The 17,407-nt window shown below is 71.0% G+C and carries 14 protein-coding genes; 2 read left to right on the top strand and 12 right to left on the bottom strand.

The genetic code is table 11. The features are described 5' to 3' along the window. On the bottom strand, positions 1-903 hold the full coding sequence (locus O7635_RS01060; RefSeq protein ID WP_278078491.1) for an NAD(P)-dependent oxidoreductase: 903 nt from the start codon (positions 901-903) through the stop codon (positions 1-3). Next, complete coding sequence (locus O7635_RS01055) at positions 896-1,888, bottom strand: AraC family transcriptional regulator (RefSeq protein WP_278078490.1); 993 nt, start codon at positions 1,886-1,888, stop codon at positions 896-898. Before O7635_RS01055 ends, O7635_RS01060 begins: the two co-directional genes overlap by 8 nt. A 73-nt stretch (positions 1,889-1,961) precedes the next feature. Here O7635_RS01055 and O7635_RS01050 point away from each other — a divergent pair, with 73 nt between their 5' ends. Beyond that, positions 1,962-2,930, top strand: coding sequence for an SDR family NAD(P)-dependent oxidoreductase (locus O7635_RS01050; RefSeq protein ID WP_278078489.1), 969 nt, complete (start codon positions 1,962-1,964; stop codon positions 2,928-2,930). Here O7635_RS01050 and O7635_RS01045 read toward each other — a convergent pair. From O7635_RS01045 to O7635_RS01000, 10 genes are all read right to left on the bottom strand, one after another. Beyond that, positions 2,927-4,969, bottom strand: a complete 2,043-nt coding sequence (locus O7635_RS01045; protein ID WP_278078488.1) for an MDR family MFS transporter — start codon at positions 4,967-4,969, stop codon at positions 2,927-2,929. The two genes, O7635_RS01050 and O7635_RS01045, sit on opposite strands and share 4 nt — an antisense overlap. Before the next feature lie 39 nt (positions 4,970-5,008). Continuing rightward, complete coding sequence (ddaH, locus tag O7635_RS01040) at positions 5,009-5,779, bottom strand: dimethylargininase (RefSeq protein ID WP_278078487.1); 771 nt, start codon at positions 5,777-5,779, stop codon at positions 5,009-5,011. An 11-nt stretch (positions 5,780-5,790) separates the two neighbouring features. Then, on the bottom strand, positions 5,791-7,365 hold the full coding sequence (locus tag O7635_RS01035) for an ATP-binding protein (RefSeq protein WP_278078486.1): 1,575 nt from the start codon (positions 7,363-7,365) through the stop codon (positions 5,791-5,793). A gap of 2,387 nt (positions 7,366-9,752) precedes the next feature. Further along, the gene (locus O7635_RS01030) at positions 9,753-10,991 is read right to left on the bottom strand and encodes an IS256 family transposase (protein ID WP_278078485.1); all 1,239 of its coding nucleotides are present in this window, start codon (positions 10,989-10,991) and stop codon (positions 9,753-9,755) included. Positions 10,992-11,486: 495 nt separating this feature from the next. After that, complete coding sequence (locus O7635_RS01025) at positions 11,487-11,744, bottom strand: hypothetical protein (RefSeq protein ID WP_278078484.1); 258 nt, start codon at positions 11,742-11,744, stop codon at positions 11,487-11,489. Positions 11,745-11,968: 224 nt separating this feature from the next. Then, positions 11,969-12,421 (bottom strand): VOC family protein, encoded by a 453-nt coding sequence (locus tag O7635_RS01020; protein WP_278078483.1) that lies wholly within the window; start codon positions 12,419-12,421, stop codon positions 11,969-11,971. A 34-nt stretch (positions 12,422-12,455) separates the two neighbouring features. Continuing rightward, positions 12,456-13,058 (bottom strand): ATP/GTP-binding protein, encoded by a 603-nt coding sequence (locus O7635_RS01015; protein WP_278078482.1) that lies wholly within the window; start codon positions 13,056-13,058, stop codon positions 12,456-12,458. Next, positions 13,039-13,422, bottom strand: a complete 384-nt coding sequence (locus O7635_RS01010) for a DUF742 domain-containing protein (RefSeq protein ID WP_278078481.1) — start codon at positions 13,420-13,422, stop codon at positions 13,039-13,041. The genes O7635_RS01015 and O7635_RS01010 overlap by 20 nt, the downstream gene beginning before the upstream one ends. After that, on the bottom strand, positions 13,412-13,846 hold the full coding sequence (locus tag O7635_RS01005; protein WP_278078480.1) for a roadblock/LC7 domain-containing protein: 435 nt from the start codon (positions 13,844-13,846) through the stop codon (positions 13,412-13,414). The genes O7635_RS01010 and O7635_RS01005 overlap by 11 nt, the downstream gene beginning before the upstream one ends. Beyond that, positions 13,847-16,579, bottom strand: a complete 2,733-nt coding sequence (locus O7635_RS01000; RefSeq protein WP_278078479.1) for a nitrate- and nitrite sensing domain-containing protein — start codon at positions 16,577-16,579, stop codon at positions 13,847-13,849. 235 nt (positions 16,580-16,814) lie between these two features. Here O7635_RS01000 and O7635_RS00995 point away from each other — a divergent pair, with 235 nt between their 5' ends. Further along, positions 16,815-17,390 carry a hypothetical protein gene (locus O7635_RS00995; RefSeq protein ID WP_278078478.1) on the top strand — a complete coding sequence of 192 codons (576 nt, stop codon included), beginning with the start codon at positions 16,815-16,817 and terminating at the stop codon, positions 17,388-17,390. The last annotated feature ends 17 nt before the right edge of the window (positions 17,391-17,407 follow it).

The raw sequence follows: 17,407 nt of genomic DNA, 5'->3' as shown, positions 1-17,407 counted from the left end.
CTAGCCGCGGCTGGAGCGGCTCCGTAGCTCGCGCAGGTGCTTGGCCATCGTGCTGATGTCCCGCTCGGCGTAGCCGTCGTCCAGTGCCGCCGCGATCGCCGCCTTGTTGGCCTGCGCCTGCGTCACCGGCACGCCGACCCGCTCGGCCAGCGCCAGCACCAGGTCGGCATCCTTGTTGACCAGCCCCAGCGTGAACGCGACCGGCGTGTCGTCGGGATGCTCGAACACGCCCCGCTTGTATTTCAGGAACGGCGCGCCGGTCGCACCGGCCTCGAACACGTCGTACGCGGTGCCCCGGTCGATCCCGGCCGCCTCGGCCAGCACGTACGCCTCGGAAAGCCCCTGGTTGATCGCGATCAGCAAGGTGTTGATCGCGACCTTCATGGTGGCGCCGGTGCCGGTCGGTCCGATGTGGAAGATCTTGCCGCTCAGATGTTCGAGGACGGGTCGGACCCGGTCGACGTCTCCGGCGTCGCCGGCGGCCAGCGCGGTCAGGGTGCCGGCCTCGACGCTGCTGACGCTGCCGGAGACAGGGCAGTCGACGTGTACGCCGCCGGCGCCGCGCACCATCTCGGCCAGCCGCAGGGTGGTGCGCGGGTCGATGGTGCTCGTGTCGACGACGACGGTCCCGCGCCTCAGCCCGGCGACGATGCCGTCGCGCCCTTCGTGGGCGGCCAGGTCGGCCTCGTCGTTGGAGAGCGACACGATCACGACGTCGGAGGTGCCGGTGGCCTCCCGCGGTGTGCCGGCGACGGTCGCTCCGCTTCGGGCCGCGACGTCGTCGGCCCGCTCCCGGGTGCGGTTCCACGCGGTCACGGGGAAGCCGGCGGCCCGCAACCGCCCGACCATCGCGCCACCCATGTTGCCGGTGCCGATGACCGCCACCCGCGTCGCCTCAGTCATGACCCCATCCTTCCACCGCGCCCGCAGGCGCGTTCGAGGTTGGCGCGTTGGCCGGAAACACCTCACCGAGTATCTGGCGCTCGTTGCGGGCGCGATGTCGGTAACGCAGGGGCGACTCTCCGACCTCTCGCTTGAACGCGTTGCTGAAGGCGGCCTCGGAGCCGTAGCCCAGCTCGACCGCGAGCGCACCGACGCGTACGTCCTGGCCGCGCAGGGCGCGCTGCGCGAGGAGCATCCGGTAGCGGCTGAGGTAGGTCAACGGTGGGACACCGGCCACATCTCGGAAATGCCGGGCGAACGAGGACCGTGACATCGCGGCGGCACCCGCCAGATCCGCCAGGCCCCACGGCTTTCCGGGCTCGGAGTGCATGAGTTCCAAGGCGGGGCGCAGCCGTTCGTCGGTCAGCACGCGGAGCCATCCGGGTGGCACGTCGGCCTGGTCGAGGTAGGCGCGGAGGGCGTGGAGCACGAGGAGCTGCGCGTACTGCCGGATCGCGAACGTGGAGCCGGTGCGCTGGCCGGCGACCTCCTCGAACAGCTGGTTCAGGAGGCTACGCAGGTTGGTCGCGGCCGACGCCCGGACGTGTCCCACGGGTGGCATCGCCCGCAACAGCAGCTCACGGCCCGCCGGGTTGATGTCCACGGCGGTGCCGAGGACGATGTCGTCGGTGCTGCGGTCGGCGTCGGTGAGGCCGGTGAAGTTCTCCTCGGGCCCGATCTGGCGGCGTGGTCCCGTGCCGCTGCCGCCCTCGTGCTGCAGCCATGACCGGTTGGTGAGGATGGCGACGTCGCCCGGCGCGAGCTCGACGGGCTCGTCGAGGCCGTCGGTGAGCAGCCGGCCGTGGCCGGAGACCATGGCGACGAGCTTCAGCGAATCCCGGCAGGGCGACCGCGCCACCCAGGGGCCACGCGCGGCGAACCCGCCGGCCACGACACCTCGAATCTCGACGAGTTCGAACACCTCGGACAGCTGGTCACTGCGCATGTTGACACTCTCGCGCAAAAAACGCGGACCGACAATTATTCAGCGTCCAGATCTGCGGTGACAACCTCGAACTATGTCCAAGAACGCATCCCGAACCATCGTCCTCACCGGCGGAAACAGCGGCATCGGGTTCGCAGCCGCCGCCGCGATCCTGGGGTCGGAGAACGGCCCGTGGCACCTCGTGTTGCCGGTACGTGACTCGGGCCGGGGCCAACTCGCCGTCGAAGCGCTGACCGCCCGCGCCGCACCAGGCAACACGGTCGAGGCGATGACGATGGATCTGTCGTCGCTCGCGTCCGTCAGGGCGTTCGCCAGTGGGCTGACCGCCCGCGTGGAGTCGGGCGAGATCCCCCATGTGCATGCTCTGGTGTGCAACGCCGGTGTGCAGACCGGGACCCGCCTGACCCACACCGCCGACGGCTTCGAGACCGCCTTCGGCGTGAACCACCTGGGCCACTTCGTGCTGGTCAATGAGCTGCTGCCGGTGCTCCGGGCGCCCGCCCGCGTCGTCGTGGTCGCGAGCGACACCCACGACCCGGCCTTGGAGCTCGGCCCGGCCCCCGCGTGGAGCAACGCGGATGCCCTCTCCCGCGGCACCCTCGCGCCGTCGGCCGCCGGCGACAACGCATTCGTCGCCGGTCAGCGCCGCTACAGCACGTCGAAACTGGCCAACGTCTACTTCACCTACGCCCTGGCCCGCCGCCTGCCGGATGGCATCACCGCCAACGCCTTCAACCCTGGCATGGTCCTGGGCACGAGTCTGGGACGCTCGCTGCCGGCCCCCGTGCGGTTCGTCTCCCGGCACGTCCTGCCTCACCTGACGTGGCTTCTGCGCCGGGTGGTGACGCCGAACATCCACTCCGCGCACGAGTCGGGCAGCGCGCTCGCCTGGCTCGCGACCGCGCCGGAACTGGCGACCACCACGGGTCGGTACTTCGACGGGCGTACGGCCGTCCGCTCGTCGGACGAGTCCTACGACACCGTGCGCGCGGACGACCTGTGGACCGACAGCCACGCGCTGACCAGCGTGGCCGTGCCCTAACCGGCCGGGTGGAGGGCGGCCGCGGCCGGGGGTTGGGTGTTCTCCGTGTCGGCCAGGCGGGTGGCGATCCGGCTGAGGGCGGCATCCAGATCGGCCCGGGTCGGGCGTTGGCCGTCGCGTTCCGGGAGCTTGGTCAGCAGCCAGGTCTTCCAGGCCTCGGCGAGCTTGCCGTAGGCCTCCTCGCCCGGTCCCGTCAGGCTCAGGCACTCGTCGTCGTCGATCGCCACCAGGCCCCGCCACGCCGCGGCGGCGAAGGCGGGGCGGAGGACCGCCCCTGGGAGGTGGTAGGCGCGGCCCACGCCGGCCAGGTCGATCGGGCCCGCATAACGGGTCCGCAGGTGGATTTGGGCCAGGCACCACGCGTCGGCGGCGCCCAGGTTGGTGCCCGAGGCGGCCAGCACCGACGGCGCCGCGGCCGGGCCCTCGCTGCGGAAGACCCGGGAGATCGCGCGCTCGAGCTCGCCGTCGGAGCTCTGGGCGTCCGGCATGCCGAAGCCCTCGCCCAGGTCGGGCGCGGCCGCGCGGGCCATGTCGCGCAGCGGCACCTCCTTGAGGAACCAGGCCAGCGCGAACGCCACCAGCGGCACCGGCACGGCGTAGAGGAACAGGCTGTGCACCGACTGGGCGTACGCCTCGATGATGGGTCCTGACTGGGCCGGTGGCAGGTCGTGCACCGCGGTCGGGAGGCCGAGCACCTGCGGTGGGATCACGCCGGTCTGGCGCAACGCGTCGGTCAGGTGGTGCTGGAGCTGGTTCGCGAAGATCGTGCCGAACACCGCCGCGCCGAAGGAGCTGCCGAGGGTGCGCAGGAACGTGACGCCCGAGGTGGCGACGCCGAGGTCGCGGTAGGCGACCGTGTTCTGCACGATGATGATCAGGATCTGCATGGACAGGCCGATGCCGACGCCGAAGACGAACATGTAGACCGACGTGAGCAGCGTGGACGTGTCACTGCCCATCCGCGACAGCAGATAGAGGCCGAGCGCCATGACGAGGCCGCCGGCGATCGGGAAGGCCTTGTAGCGGCCGGTGCGGCTGACCGTGTTGCCGGCCAGGACGGCGGTGACGAGCAGGCCGATCACGAGCGGCAGGGTGCGTACGCCCGAGACCGTGGCCGACACACCTTGAACCCATTGCAGGTACGTGGGCAGGAAGGTGAGCGCGCCGAGCAGGGTGAAGCCGACGACGAAGCTGAGCGCCGACGAGACCACGAACACGCGCGACTGGAACAGCCGGATCGGCAGCACCGGCTCGCGGGCCCGGCGCTCGGCGAAGCCGAACGCGACCAGCAGCACCACCGACACCGCGAACAGGCCGATGATCACGGGGGAGGTCCACGCGTACTCCGTGCCGCCCCAGCTCGTCGCCAGCGTGAGGCCGGCCGCGCCGGCGCCGATCAGCACGATGCCGAGGTAGTCGATGATCGGCTTGCCGCGGCTCGTGATCGCCGGGATGGTCCGGGCGGCGACCAGGATGACGAGGACCGCCAGCGGGACGTTGATGTAGAAGACCCAGCGCCAGCCCAGGCCGCTGTCGGTGAACAGGCCGCCGATCAGCGGGCCGACCACCGTGGACAAGCCGAACACGGCGCCGAGGCCGCCCTGGTAGCGGCCGCGGTCGCGGAGCGGGATCACGTCGCCGATCAGCGCGGTCGCGGTGACCAGCAGGCCGCCGGCGCCGATGCCCTGCACGGCGCGCGAGCACACCAGCCAGATCAGGCTCTGCGCGGCGCCGCAGAGCAGCGAGCCGACGATGAAGACGAGGGCGCTGACCTGGAAGATCCGCTTCCGGCCGAACTGGTCACCGAACTTGCCGGCGAGGGCGGCGGCGATGGTCTGGGTGAGCAGGTACGCGGTGACCACCCAGGACAGATGGTTGGCACCGCCCAGGTCGCCGACGATCGTGGGCAGCGCGGTGGCCACCACCGTCTGGTCCATCGCGGCGAGCAGCAGGCCGAGCGCGACCGTGCCGTAGATGACGTTGATCTGCCGCCGGGACAGCTCACGAGGCCGGACGTCGTCGCCCTCTGCCGTGGTCATGACCGTCACCCGCGCACCCCCGTACGCCCGCCCGAGTTCTCAGCTTATGGGCGGCACCAGCACGCTGAGGCAGGTTACGCAACCTTCGAGCTTCTCGTACTCGCTGATGTCGACGACGACCGGCGCGAACCCGAGCCGGTGGATCAGGTCGGCGGTGCGCGGCGCCGACGCGGCGATCAGCACCCGCTCCTCGCCGAGCAGCACCACGTGCGCGCCGCCTTCCTCCTCGACCGGCAGGAGCTGTGGCAGCGCCTGGATGTCGACGAGGTTGGGCAGCGCGACCAGGGTGCCGTCGGGCAGCGCGGTGACGGCCGACTTGAGGTGGAGCACGCCATGCAGGGCGACCGGCGTCGCGGTGCGGCCGCGGCCGGCCAGGTGGGTCGCGAGCTGGTCGAAGCCGGCCTGGTTGGTGCGGCCGCCGACGCCGACGTAGACGCGGTCGCCGACCTGCAGCACGTCGCCGCCGTCGAGGGTGCCGGGCGCCTCGATCTCGACCACGTCGAGCAGGAGGGACTCGGCCGCGGCCCGGGCGCCGGGGATCTCGCCGCGGCGTTCGGGCGCGCCGGGGCGGGTCACGATCGCGAGGTCGCCGCAGACGACGAGCGTGTCCTCGACGAACACGCTGTCCGGGCAGTCGTCGGCCGGCGGCACGTCGACGGTGGACCAGCCCGCGTCGGCCAGCGCCGCGCGGTAGGCGTCATGCTGCCGCCGGGCCAGGTCGACGTCGACGGGCGTACGCGCGATGTGCGTGACGATGCCCTCGGCCAGCCGTGAACTCGGCGCGCGGACCAGCGCCGTACCCGTGCTCATGGCTCTTGAGACTAGTGCCGCAGCGTCGTGGTGATCTGCATGAGGTCGGCCTGGGTGATCGGCTCGCCCTTGCCGCCGCGGGCCTCCTGCATCGCCTTGGCCAGCTGGGCGCGGCGCAGCACCTCGCCGACGTCGGCGCCGCTGAAGCCGTGGCTGTGCGCCGCGAGCTCGGCCGGGTCGACGTCGTCGGCGAACATCGTGAAGCCCGTGTACTCGTGGCGCTCGGCCAGGTCGCGGATCTTCATCTTGAAGATCTCCTCGCGGCCCTTCGGGTCGGGCAGCGGGATGGACAGCTTGACGTCGAAGCGGCCGGAGCGGATCAGGGAGTCGTCGACCCGGTGCGGGAAGTTGGTCGTCGCCACCACGATCACGTTCTGGTTGTCCTCGATCAGGTTGTTCATCTCCTGCTTGAAGATGCCGGCCACGGCGTTGACGGCCTGGCTGGCCGCGTCGCCGCCCGAACCCGCGTAGCTGATGATGCTGTCGAACTCGTCGAAGAGCATCACCGTCGGGTGCCGGTAGCGCCGCGCCTCCTGGAAGATCGTCTTGATGTTGCGTTCGGAGCCGCCGAGCCACTTGTCGAGGATCTCCGGCGTGCGGATCTCGCGGAACGTCGCGCCGATCTCGTTGGCCAGCGCCCGGGCCAGCATGGTCTTGCCGGTGCCGGGCGGCCCGTAGAGCAGGATGCCCTGCGGCCGGCGCGCGCCCCAGCGGGCCATGATGTCGGGGTGGCGGAAGCTGACCGCGATCTCGCGGAACTGCCCGACGATCTTGTCGAGCCCGCCGACCTGGTCGAGCGTGACGTTCTCGGTGCGCGTCGGCCCCGGCGACGCGGCACTCGGGTTGGCGGTGTTGGGCGGCGGCTGGGTGGTCTCGCGGCGGCCGATCACGTAGGTGCGCCCGCGCAGCGGCGCCTCGCCGCCCGCGAACTCGCCGACCACGCGCAGGACCAGCAGGGTCATCTCGCGCAGCAGGTCGGTGGTCATCTCGGCGCTGGGCACGGCGGCCCGGATCGCGATCGTACGTGGGCCGCTGCGCAGCGGCCCCTCCGCCGAGAACGGGTTGCCGTTGCCGGGCTTGGCGCTGGCCGGCGGCCCGGGGTAGGTGATCGTCGCCTTGAGCCCGGCCGCGTTGGCGGCGGCCAGCGGGTCGACCTTCTCGCCGTAGTCGTCGGGCGGCCAGATGGTGCGGACCAGCCGGCTGGGCACGGTCGCGATGACCTCGGCGCCCTGGGCGATGCGGCTGGCCACGGGCCCGTCGTTGCCGAACCGCCGGGCCAGCATGGCGCCGAGCGGCGCGGCGGCCCCGAGCATGGCGGCGTCGAACATCGTGCGGGCGGTCGGCCCGCCGCGCACGCTCACGTCGGCGGACATCTGGTGCATGGCGGCGCCGTCGACGGTCGCGGTGTCCAGCCAGTAGCGCACGTCCTGCACGGGCGGCGGGAAGTAGCCACCCCCGAGCAGCCGCACGCGATCTTCTCTCGCCGCCGCGATGATCGCCGGACCATCGTTGATCACCAGCCGGCCACCGAGCACCTCGACGGTCTCGGCGCCGCGCCGCGGCCCGCTAGAGGCTCCATCCGACATTGATCCACCCCCGTCAGAAACCGGGTCGACCCGCACCGTAAGACTGACACGCCGGGCCCACCCCGACCACCGATGCGCCCAGAACGGGCCTTGCTCGGTGTGGGGGGATGGCGGCACCCGTGCCTGCGGTCCCGTATAGGGTTTTTTGTCCGCGTGCGTTCCCCGACGTCGCTTCTGAACTAGGTGTCGACTGGCCTGTCGGCCGTTTGCTCGGGCGGAGGCGGCGGAGCTCGCCCGCACGTTGGCGTGTTATTTCCGTGACCGGCGCTTCGACGCTCGATTCTCATAGCGTTGATCCGGCTGGTTACCCACGCCCGCCCCATCGGCTGAGGGACTCGAGAACCCATCCCGTCTCGGCGCTTTGCGGCATGACGGAAGGCACCACCGGCACAGCAGTCGCGTTGCGGGACAGCTGGCGCACAAATGCGATTGTCGCGAATTTACTATTACGACGCTGTGGAGCGGTGGCTGCGCCATGTGGTAAATCGCGCGCCAACTTAGCCGGCTGCTCGGCTCGTCGTTTTGTTGGTGGGTCGCCTATTCGGTCACTTGCCCTTTGCCTTACCGCATCGGCCTTGTTCGCCGGGAGATCTGAGTGGTCGCGATTTTCGTTGCCGTGCTGGCCCGCCCAGCGTTGCCTGTGCTCGGCGGCCAAGACCCAATGCGCATGGCCGCAGCCAGGCCAGGCCGGTCGTGCCGGGCCGAATCGCCAGGTCGCCGGCCAGCCAACCTCGGCTGTTTTTCCTGACCGCCCGCCGGGTTCGCGTCCACTGCGCTGTGGGGCTGAGCTGAGGCCGGCGGCGCGGGATCGCCTGGGCGGTTGGTCGCGCTTGCGCTGAGGTGGGTCGGTTCTGTCGCGGAGATGGGCTGGGTGGACCGTTGCGCTCGGATCGCCTGGGCGGTTGGTCGCGCTTGCGTTGAGGTGGGTCGGTTCTGTCGCGGAGGTGGGCTGGGTGGACCGTTGCGCTCGGATCGCCTGGGCGGTTGGTCGCGCTTGCGTTGAGGTGGGTCGGTTCTGTCGCGGAGGTGGGCTGGGTGGACCGTTGCGCTCGGATCGCCTCGGTGGTTGGTCGCGCTTGCGCTGAGGTGGGTCGGTTCTGTCGTAGAGGTGGGCTGGGTGGACCGTTGCGCTCGGATCGCCTCGGTGGTTGGTCGCGCTTGCGTTGAGGTGGGTCGGTTCTGTTGCGGAGGTGGTTTGGGTGGACCGTTGCGTTCGGACCGCCTTGGTGGTTGGTCGCGCTTGCGTTGAGGTGGGTCGGTTCTGTCGCGGAGATGGGCTGGGTGGACCGTTGCGTTCGGACCGCCTTGGTGGTTGGTCGCGCTTGCGTTGAGGTGGGTCGGTTCTGTCGCGGAGGTGGGCTGGGTGGACCGTTGCGCTCGGATCGCCTGGGCGGTTGGTCGCGCTTGCGTTGAGGTGGGTCGGTTCTGTCGCGGAGGTGGGCTGGGTGGACCGTTGCGCTCGGATCGCCTCGGTGGTTGGTCGCGCTTGCGCTGAGGTGGGTCGGTTCTGTCGTAGAGGTGGGCTGGGTGGACCGTTGCGCTCGGATCGCCTCGGTGGTTGGTCGCGCTTGCGTTGAGGTGGGTCGGTTCTGTTGCGGAGGTGGTTTGGGTGGACCGTTGCGTTCGGACCGCCTTGGTGGTTGGTCGCGCTTGCGTTGAGGTGGGTCGGTTCTGTCGCGGAGATGGGCTGGGTGGACCGTTGCGTTCGGACCGCCTTGGTGGTTGGTCGCGCTTGCGTTGAGGTGGGTCGGTTCTGTCGCGGAGATGGCTGGGTGGACCGTTGCGCTCGGACCGCCTCGCTCTCGGGCTGGACGCGCTTGCGCCGGCCGGTTCCGGCGGGGCGCGGCCCGACCGACGAGGTTGGGCTGGGGTCGGTTACCTCGAGTGGCCTGGAGCCTGGGGTCGGGTTCGGCTCTCGCCTGAGAGCCGGCGGCTCGGGCCTGCCGGGCAGGGGTTCGCGGTGGGTCGGTTCGCTAGCGCCTGACGCGTAGCCGCGAGGCTCCAAACGGCCGGTCTCGCTCTGCGGTGCAGTTGGGGCCGGCCTCCGGTCGGACCACGAGTTGCTGGCACGGCGTAGCTTTTCGGCGTGGCGCTGCGCCAATCCCCAAGCCCGATGGCGTTGATGTGCGCGACGGAATTCGTCTGCCTCTTGCGAATAGTTACGAGATCTGGTCCGGTCGCGCATGGCAGCCAATTCACGGCTGGTGAACATCTGGAGCTGCCGCATGTGTCCATTATCCTCGAACTCAGCGCTCCGGGGGTCCTGGCGGGCGAATCAAGAATGCCAATTTCGAAGAACGGGAAAGGCGACCGGGCAACGCTCCGCGGAGGTCGCGTCCGCTGGCGTGGTGTAGGAACGGCCAGCGTTTGATCCAGTTGGGTTGATGTTAGGCGGCTGCTAGCTCCGTGGCGGCTGTGGCGTGGTCGGTTCCCTCGGTCGTGATCACGGTTAGTCGGGCTTTGGCGAGGATCTCGAGGCCCATGTAGCGGCGCCCCTCGATCCATTCGTCGGTCTGTTCGGCCAGGACCGCGCCGACCAGGCGGATGATCGCGGCCCGGTTCGGGAAGATCCCGACCACGTCGGTGCGGCGGCGGATTTCCTTGTTCAACCGTTCCTGGGGATTGTTCGACCAGATCTGGCGCCAAACCTCTCGCGGGAACGCGGTGAACGCCAGGAGCTCGCCGCGGGCGTCGTCGAGGTGCTCGGCAGCGGCTGGGAACCGTTCGGCGATCGCGGTCACGGCGCGGTCGTACTGCGCTCGGACACTGTCAGGATCGGGCTGGTCGAAGACGGTGCGGACCAAGGTGGCGACCCACGGCTGCGCCGACTTCGGGACCTTGGTCAGCAGGTTGCGCAGGTAGTGGGTGCGGCAGCGCTGCCAACCGGCGCCGGGCAGCGCGGCACCGATCGCCGCGACCAGGCCCCGGTGGGCGTCGGAGACGACCAGCCGGACCCCGGACAAGCCCCGCGCGGTCAGCGACCGCAGGAACGCCAACCAGCCCTCCTCGTCCGAGCAGACGTCCAGCCCGAGGACCTCACGCTGCCCGTCGGCGTTGACCCCGACCGCGACCAGGGCGTGGACGTTCACGATCCGGCCGTGCTCACGCACCTTGACCACCAGGGCGTCCATCCACACGAACGTGTAATGCGCCGCGTCCAACGGCCGGTTACGGAACGCGTCGACCTGCGTGTCCAGGTGCGCGGCCATCTCCGAGACCTGGCTCTTGGACAACGAGGCGATGCCGAGCTGCTCGACCAGTTTCTCCACCCGCCGGGTCGAGACCCCGAGCAGATACGCCGTGGCCACCACCGACACCAGGGCCTGCTCCGCACGCCGGCGGTGCTGCAACAGCCACTCCGGGAAATACGAGCCGTGACGCAGCTTCGGGATCGCCAACTCCACGCTGCCAGCCCGGGTATCCCACTCCCGACGCCGGTAACCGTTGCGGGAGTTCACCCGATCCTGGCAGCGTTCGCCGTACTCAGCGCCGCAGACCGCGTCAGCCTCCGCCGACATCAACGCCTCCGCGAACGTCTTGACCATCGCCCGCAACAGATCGGGTGACGCGGACTCGATGTGCTCGCGTAGAAACGCGGCACCATCCACACTCACAGGTGCGGCCATCGCTTGATCTCTCCTTCGTTGACTTAGCCGTTTCGAAGGATCAAGCGATGGCCGTTCCCATCCCCGTCATCTCGCCCAAAGTGGGCGAGTCATACACCACGCCCGTGGACGCAACCCTCCGCGGATGCCGGCGAATGGCCGTCAGCTTAGGTGATCGGACATGAAACTCCGTCCAGGTGACGGGGTCACATCGCGCTGAAGCGGCGGTGGGTTCGGGATCGCCGCTTGTCTGGCCGAGTCGGCAAGCAGCAGGGACCCGTCCGTCGGACCGCATTTCGTGCGTGCCCAACGGGCAGCGTGCGCGAACGTTGCGGCGGCTCTGGGCTCGCCGCTGCGCTGAGTGCCCGGGCCGACCGACCGGTGACTGCCAACCCTCAACCCGCGGCCCGGCGTCCGATGATGGCAGCTGCGGCCGGAGAGGTCAGGGGAGTTCGGGATCAGGGTGTTGGGCCGCGAGGCGCTCACCCGACTCCGCCTCGACCAGGGAGTTGTCGATCAGCCAGGCGATGGCCCGGCGCCGCGCGCGTGCGTCGTGGAAGGCGTGCCATGCGGGTAGGAGGTGTGGGTACTCCTCGTAGAGCTCGTTTTGAACCGACGGAACGCACCACGGCCCTGGATGGCCCGTGCGAGTCTCTGGCCGGCGACGGCGTCACTGATTGCCTCGGCGAAGTCGGCCATGTCCCGGTGCCAGACGCGGGACGGTAGCGGGTCGATCGCGACCAGGTCGAGGCCGTCGAGGTCGTCGAGGTCCATCGGCGTGTCCCGTCGATGCCGCCGTCCGTCGTCCAGAAGACGATCTCGCCCGTCGCCGGGTTGATCAGCCAGCGGTGCTCGTCGGCGGTTTGATCCTGGAGCGCGTCGACGATCTCATCCAGGTCCACGTTGCTCGGATCCAGCATGCTGGAACGATAGGGGTTCGCGTCGGAAAGCGAGGTGTGGCCCTATCCGTCCGACCGCGATCGGCGACGCCGGTGGTCTCAGCACACGCAGAATTCGTTGCCTTCCGGGTCCTGCAGAACCACCGCGAAGTAGCTGTTGGCCGGATCGTCGAGGACGCGGAACACGGACGCTCCGGCGGCGCGGAGTCGCTCGACCTCCGACTCGACCACGGCGCGTCGCTCCTCGAGCGGCTGGCCGCGGCCCTTGCTGACGTCGAGGTCGAGGTGGACCCGGTTTTTCACCGTCTTGGGCTCAGGGACCCGCTGGAACCAGAACTTCGGCCCCACGCCGGCCGGGTCGACGATGCGGTCGGGCTCGTCGGGCTGGCCCGCGAGCTCCTCCTCGGGCACGCCGACGCTGCGGTACCACGCGTGCCAGCTCGCGAAGCCTGACGGCGGCGGAGCGGGGTCGTAGTGCAGTGCCGTGGCCCAGAAGCGGGCCAGGGCGGTCGGCTCCGCGCAATCGATGGTGATCTGCATCCGTGTGGTCATGGGGTCCATGTTCGACCCCGGGTATGACAGGAAATCAGCCCGTCGGCACCCGCCGGCTCGCCACGTGCTCGACCAGGGCGATCAGCAGCGCCTTGCCGGACTGCCGGTCGCGGGCGTCGCAGAGCAGCACCGGGACGCCCGGGTCGAGGTCGAGGGCGTTGCGGACGGAGTCGGCGCTGTGCTTCTGGATGCCGTCGAAGCAGTTGACGCCCACCACGAACGGCGTGTTGCGGGTCTCGAAGTAGTCCACCGACGGGAAACAGTCCGCCAGCCGCCGCGTGTCGGCCAGCACGACCGCGCCGAGGGCGCCGAAGGCCAGCTCGTCCCAGAGGAACCAGAAGCGGTCCTGGCCGGGCGTACCGAACAGATAGACCTGCAGGTCCTTGTTGATCGTGATCCGGCCGAAGTCCATGGCGACCGTGGTCGTGTTCTTGCCCTCGACGCCGGAGACGTCGTCGGTCTCCTCGCTCGCCGAGCTGAGCACCTCTTCGGTCTGCAGCGGGCGGATCTCGCTCACCGCGCCGACCAGCGTGGTCTTGCCGACTCCGAAACCGCCCGCAATCAGGATCTTGAGGGCGATCGGGATGTGTTGCCCCTCCCCGGGGCCCCCGGAGCGGTCAGAGTGCACGGAGTCCATTGACCACCGCCTGGAGTATGTCGTTGTCGGGCAGGGAGGCCGCGGGCTGCGGCTCGTAGGACGCCACGAGGCCCGCGGTGAGCAGGTCGCCGAGCAGCACCCGGACGACGCCGAGCGCGAGGTCGACCCGGGCGGCGAGCTCGGCCACGGCCACCGGGCGCTGCGCGACCTCGATGATCGCGCGGTGCTCGGGTTGCAGGGGCGCCAGGTCGACCCGGTCGAGCGGCGCCGCCACCACGAACGCCACCAGGTCGAAGCCAGTCGCCGGGCGGACCCGACCGCCGGTCACCGTGTACGGGCGGACGACCGGCCCGGCTTCCATGTCGAGCCAGTCGGGCCCGGGCGTGCGGGGATCAGCCACCATCGGCGCTCTCCGGCGGGGCGGTCGGCGGGATCCGGGCCGGCGCGGTCAGCGTCTGGCCGACCCGGGTGACGAGCATGGCCATCTCGTACGCGGCCAGCCCGATGTCGGTCTCCGACGTGGCCAGCAGCGCGAGGCAGGCGCCCTGCCCGGCGGCGGTCACGAAGAGGTAGGCCTGCTCCATCTCCACCATCGTCTGGCGCACGGGCCCGGCGTCGAAGTGCCGGCTCGCGCCCTTGGCGAGGCTCTGGAAGCCGGCGGCCATCGCGGCCAGGTGCTCGGCGTCGTCGCGCTCCAACCCGCGGGTCGAACCCATCAGCAGCCCGTCGGCCGAGAGCACGATCGCCTGCTCCGCCCCGGGCACGCGGGCGACGAGGTCTTCGAGCAGCCAGTCGAGGTTGGTCTGCGGCCTGGTCGTCTGCGTCACTTACGCGTCCTTTCCGGATGGATCCTTGACCTGCGACGCGCCCTCGGCAGCGGGTGCCGGTGGTTGATCAGAGGGTACGGGCGGCGTCGTGGACCCGGTTCCCTCGGTCGAGTCGGGAAGTTGACCCGACGCGTCGTCCTCGGTGGCCGCACCGCCGTCGTGCGGCCCGGTGCTGCCGTTGGCCCCGTTGCCGTCGGTGCTCGCGCCGTCGGCCGGCGCCGATGTCGTCGGCGAGGTGTAGCGGGTGATCCGCAACGCCCTGGTGTCGTCGCCCGCGGGTGGCGGCGGTGTCCACATCGGTTTCGACCCGCCGTCGGCGGCCGGTGGCGCCGGGGTCAGGTTGGCGCTTTCGCGGCGGCCGCGGTTGGTGCCGGCCTGCAGGGCCGACATCCGGGCCCGCACCTCGTCGGGGTCGAGCGGCGCCGGTGGGGCCGAGGACGGCCGGGTCGCGAAGCCGCCGGACGGCTCGTCGACCGGCCGGCGCAGCTGTGGCGCCAGGTGCCGTTGCCGGTTGCGGCGGGGCAGGCCGTCGTCGCCGATCACGAGCTCGGCGGTCGCCTCCTCCGGCGGACGCCGGCGCCGCTGCACCGGCAGGCCCAGCACCGGAGTCGGCTCCGCCAACGCATCGGCGGGGGACGGGGGAGGCGTGGTCAGCCCGCCCGAGAGTGCGGTGGGCCAGTTGGCGCCGGGCGAGGATGCCCAGGCGCCCGTGGACGTGTTCTCCGACGAGGCCGGCACCGTCCACATCGGCGTCTCGTCGGCGGGGACCAGCACCGCTTGCGCCTCGCCGGCCGGCAGGGCCAGGTCGGCGGGCGCCTCGACCTCGGCCGGCGCGCGCCCGGGCAGGGCCAGCGCGCCGGTGCCGGCGCCGATCAGCGCCGTCGGCAGCAGGGCCACCGCGGTCACACCGCCGTAGGGGGACGGGCGCAGCCGCACGCGTACGCCGTGCCGGGCGCCGAGCTGGGCCACCACGAACAGGCCGAGGCGCGCGGAGTTGGCCGGGTCGAACTCCGGCGGCTCGGAGAGGCGCTGGTTGGCCTCGTCGATCGCCTCGGGCGACATGCCGAGGCCGCGGTCCTCGATCTCGATGGCGTAGCCGTTGGGCACGCTCTGGCCGGCGACGTGCACCTTGGTGTGCGGCGGCGAGAACGAGGTCGCGTTCTCGATCAGCTCGGCCAGCAGGTGGATGACGTCGGCGACGGCGCGACCGGCGACGGCGGCCGGCTCGATGGCCATGATGTTGACCCGCGGGTAGTCCTCCACCTCGGACACCGCGCCACGGATCACGTCGATCATCGGGACCGGCGTGCGCCAGCCCCGGCCCGGCGCGGCGCCGGCGAGCACGACGAGGTCCTCGGCGTGGCGGCGCATGCGGGTGGCGAGGTGGTCGACCCGGAACAGGTCGCCCAGCTCGTCGGGGTCGGTGGTGCGCCGCTCCATCTTGTCGAGCAGCGCCAGCTGCCGGTGCAGCAGCGTCTGGCTGCGCCGGGCGATGTTGAGGAAGACGTCGCTGAGGCCGCGGCGCAGGGTGGCCTCGTCGACGGCGGACGCGACCGCGGTGCGCTGGACGGCCGCGAACGCCTGCCCGACCTGCCCCAGCTCGTCGTTGCCGAACTCCAGCGGGGGCGACTCGGCCGCGACGTCGACCTCCTGGCCGCGCCGCAGCCGGCCGATCAGGGCGGGCAGCCGCTCGTCGGCCAGTTCGAGCGCGGCGGCCCGCAGGCCGTCGAGGCGGCGGATCAGCCCGCGGCCCACGCCGATCGAGATGTAGAGGGCGACACCGACGGCGATCAGCCCGAGGATGCCGGCCAGGCCGAGCCGGACCAGGATGCCCGTGGCGACCGGGATGGACCGGTCGGCGAGCCGGTCGGAGGCGGCGAGCTCGAACTCGCGCAGGTTGTGCTGCACCGTGTCGTAGGCGGACTGCCAGGCGGTCGCGGCGATCGGCGGCGGCGCGTTGGTGCGGCCCTTGCTGACCAGCGTGTTGAGCATGTCGTTGAGCTGGGTGGCCGCGGCGCCCTCGGTGAGCTGGGTGTACGCGGCCCGGTCGGCGTCCGGCAGGTCGGCGACCGCGGACTCGTAGAGGTAGCGCTCGGTGCCGACGATCTGCACCAGCTGGCTGTGCTCGTCGGCGGCGAACCGGCCGCCCGCGAACACCCCGGCCAGCAGGGCGTCGGCGCGGGCGAGCACCTCGCGGGCCCGGCCGAGGGACGTGATCGCGCGGGCGTCGCGGGCCAGCTGCTCGTCGGGCAACGCGACCAGCACCGCGAACGCCCGGAAGGCGGAGTCGATCACGCCGTTGTAGAGCCCGAGCGCGCCGGCCTTGTCCATGTCGCGGCGGTCGATGAAGTCCCGACCCGAGGGCAGCACGGCGAACGCCTGGTCGAGCTGGCCCAGCCGCTCGGCGAGCGCGTCGCTGGTGTCGGCGTCGGCGGACCGGCGGCGGAACTCGGCGATCGCGTTGTCGGTCTCGACCCGGGCGGCGGCCAGGCGTTCCGGGCTCGTCCGGCCGGCGAGGTAGACAAGGGACAGTCGGCGTTCCTGCTGCAGCTCGGCGACGACGTTCTCGCCGGGGCGGCCGACGTCGTCGAGCAGCCCCTGCGCCGACAGCAGGCTGAGCGCGGGACCCAGCGTCAACGTGGTCGCGAAGATCCACAATGCCGTGAGTGCCGCGATCGGCACGGCGACCAGGGAGATGATCTTCGAACGGATCGACCAGCTGCGCGTATTCATCAGTCCTCGCCCGAGGGTTGGCAGGATCGACGACACACGTCCTGCCCGCTCCCGCCAGAAAGCCGACACCGCCGGTGACGCATGCGCCTTGGGCAGGATACGCAACCGGGCCCGGCGACACTACAGCCGGACGTCGATGTCCCGGTCGCTGGGCGTACGCGTGCGAAACAAGTTTCGTCCAGCAGGGTTGGCGACCTTTGCCATCTGGGAAATAAGTGGCCGAAGGAGGAACGCCATGTCGTCCACAGGGATCGTCGTTCTCGTCATCGTCATCGTGGTGCTCGTCGCGGTCGGCATATTCGCGTGGCAGGCGATGCGTCGTCGGGCACTGCAGAGCAAGTTCGGCCCGGAGTACGACCGGGTCGTCGAAGAACAGGAGAGCCGGACCGCCGCGGAGCGCGAACTGCGCGAGCGGGAGCGCCGGCACGCCGAGCTGACGCTCACGCCGTTGACCGAGGAGTCGCGGGCCCGCTACGCCCAGGCCTGGGAGGAGCTGCAGGTCCTCTTCGTCGACGACCCCGCCCGCGCGGTCGGCGCCGCCGACGAGCTGGTCACCCGGCTGATCGCCGAGCGCGGCTACCCCACCGACAACTACGACGACCAGCTCGCCCACCTCTCCGTCGAACACGCCCGCACGCTCGGCAACTACCGCGAGGCGCACGACATCCATCTCGCCAACGAGCGCGGCGAGGCCAGCACCGAGCAGCTGCGCCAGGCCGTCGTCCACTACCGCTCCCTGGTCGCGGAGCTGCTCGGTGACGAGCCCGTGCACACCCCGCGCCACGACGGCCCGGTCACCGACGCCCGCTAACTTCGAGGAGATCCCCC

The organism is Asanoa sp. WMMD1127 (assembly GCF_029626225.1).
Taxonomy (GTDB): domain Bacteria; phylum Actinomycetota; class Actinomycetes; order Mycobacteriales; family Micromonosporaceae; genus Asanoa.
The sequence above is the reverse complement of the archived record's forward strand: the minus strand, read 5'-3'. Positions and strand labels throughout refer to the sequence as shown.

Excerpts from the sequence above, each read along its gene's own strand:
- O7635_RS01015 (WP_278078482.1), bottom strand. The coding sequence starts at position 13,058 with ATGGACTCCGTGCACTCTGACCGCTCCGGGGGCCCCGGGGAGGGGCAA.
- O7635_RS01060 (WP_278078491.1), bottom strand. The coding sequence starts at position 903 with ATGACTGAGGCGACGCGGGTGGCGGTCATCGGCACCGGCAACATGGGT.
- O7635_RS00995 (WP_278078478.1), top strand. The coding sequence starts at position 16,815 with ATGTCGTCCACAGGGATCGTCGTTCTCGTCATCGTCATCGTGGTGCTC.
- O7635_RS01000 (WP_278078479.1), bottom strand. The coding sequence starts at position 16,579 with ATGAATACGCGCAGCTGGTCGATCCGTTCGAAGATCATCTCCCTGGTC.
- O7635_RS01045 (WP_278078488.1), bottom strand. The coding sequence starts at position 4,969 with ATGACCACGGCAGAGGGCGACGACGTCCGGCCTCGTGAGCTGTCCCGG.
- O7635_RS01055 (WP_278078490.1), bottom strand. The coding sequence starts at position 1,888 with ATGCGCAGTGACCAGCTGTCCGAGGTGTTCGAACTCGTCGAGATTCGA.
- O7635_RS01020 (WP_278078483.1), bottom strand. The coding sequence starts at position 12,421 with ATGACCACACGGATGCAGATCACCATCGATTGCGCGGAGCCGACCGCC.
- O7635_RS01010 (WP_278078481.1), bottom strand. The coding sequence starts at position 13,422 with ATGGTGGCTGATCCCCGCACGCCCGGGCCCGACTGGCTCGACATGGAA.
- ddaH (WP_278078487.1), bottom strand. The coding sequence starts at position 5,779 with ATGAGCACGGGTACGGCGCTGGTCCGCGCGCCGAGTTCACGGCTGGCC.
- O7635_RS01025 (WP_278078484.1), bottom strand. The coding sequence starts at position 11,744 with ATGGACCTCGACGACCTCGACGGCCTCGACCTGGTCGCGATCGACCCG.
- O7635_RS01035 (WP_278078486.1), bottom strand. The coding sequence starts at position 7,365 with ATGTCGGATGGAGCCTCTAGCGGGCCGCGGCGCGGCGCCGAGACCGTC.
- O7635_RS01050 (WP_278078489.1), top strand. The coding sequence starts at position 1,962 with ATGTCCAAGAACGCATCCCGAACCATCGTCCTCACCGGCGGAAACAGC.
- O7635_RS01030 (WP_278078485.1), bottom strand. The coding sequence starts at position 10,991 with ATGGCCGCACCTGTGAGTGTGGATGGTGCCGCGTTTCTACGCGAGCAC.